Origin of the sequence: Thalassospira sp. UBA4513, from assembly GCF_002388495.1 — a bacterium.
Classification (GTDB): domain Bacteria; phylum Pseudomonadota; class Alphaproteobacteria; order Rhodospirillales; family Thalassospiraceae; genus Thalassospira; species Thalassospira tepidiphila.
In genome coordinates this window covers 17,692-18,294 of the sequence record NZ_DGMR01000041.1, presented here as the reverse complement: position 1 = coordinate 18,294, position 603 = coordinate 17,692, and the positions used below count along the sequence as shown (strand labels likewise).

General features: G+C 52.1%; 1 protein-coding gene. It reads left to right on the top strand.

Annotation, left to right across the window (positions count from 1 at the left end):
• Nucleotides 1-63: 63 nt before the first annotated feature.
• Nucleotides 64-603 (top strand): hypothetical protein (locus B2T33_RS20095; protein WP_286793028.1); only part of this gene is annotated, 540 nt, incomplete at its 3' end.

Sequence of the window (603 nt, the reverse complement as noted above, 5' to 3'; positions counted from 1 at the left end):
AAGCTGAGGAGCAAATCGGCGCGTTCAACACCCCTTGTCTATCTGACCCGATGTCATTGTTCAATGGCTAAAATCATGCATTTCACGCATGGCATGTATGATTCCCAAAAATACAACACAAAAATTTTGTTTATTGAGCACCTAATGGCCCGACATCACAAAGCCCCACCCTGTTCGTCTATCAGGGGTCAATATCAATGCGGGATTGAACAGATGGCCTTTGCCAACCGGATCAACGACCTTGCCCGAACACTGTCGCAATACCCGACTTTTGTCACAGTCATGGGCAATAAGGTGGATGTGCGTACCAAGGAGCAATTGGGGACACTGTCTGCCGAGACAGCCAAGCTCGAAGCACTGGCGGCCGAGGGAGATACCGCCATCGCAAATGGCACCTGCACGGACCCAGCGGGGCTTTCATCCCGGCTGGACTTCAACGCACCCCAGATTTCATCCCTGCTGACCGCCTTTGCCGCCCAAGATTCCGAGCGTCTGAAATCGATGAGCATCATCAGCAAACAGAAGTTTGATGCCTATGCTAAGAACCGGCTGGGTGCGGAAAAGCGCTTTGCCGAAGAGGTTTCCCAACTGCTCACCCAAGAA